The organism is Burkholderia sp. YHN3-13 (assembly GCF_055810675.1).
The window spans coordinates 1-513 of record NZ_JBVVNQ010000113.1 but is presented as its reverse complement, the minus strand read 5'-3'; the positions used below and the strand labels follow the sequence as shown (position 1 = coordinate 513).

Below are 513 nucleotides of genomic sequence, written 5' to 3'. Positions count from 1 at the left end.
GGCCGTGGACAGACCCGTCGAGGCCGACGTAGACAGTGACGTGACGGAACTGTTGGCCGTCGACAGCCCAGTCGAAGCCGACGTACTCAGCGAGCTCACGCTGCTATTGGTCGCGCTCAAGCCGGTCGAAGCCGACGTCGACAGCGACGTAATGGAACTGGTGGCCGTCGACAGACCCGTCGAGGTCGACGTGCTCAGCGAGCTCACACTGCTATTGGTCGTGCTCAGTCCGGTGGACAGCGAACCGATGCCGGTCGAGGCTGACGTGGACAGCGACGTGATCGAGCTGTTAGCCGTCGACAGACCTGTCGAGGCCGACGTACTCAGCGAGCTCACGCTGCTATTGGTCGCGCTCAGTCCGGTGGACAGCGAACCGATGCCGGTCGAGGCTGACGTGGACAGCGACGTGATCGCGCTGTTAGCCGTTGACAGACCTGTCGAGGCCGACGTCGACAGCGATGTAATGGAACTGTTGGCCGTCGACAGGCCCGTCGAAGCCGACGTGCTCAGCGA

General features: G+C 63.4%; 1 protein-coding gene. It reads left to right on the top strand.

What is annotated here, in order from left to right:
• Positions 1 to 40 precede the first annotated feature (40 nt).
• A partial coding sequence (locus tag AC0KUR_RS38170; protein WP_473377429.1) for a hypothetical protein occupies positions 41 to 513 on the top strand: 473 nt, incomplete at its 3' end.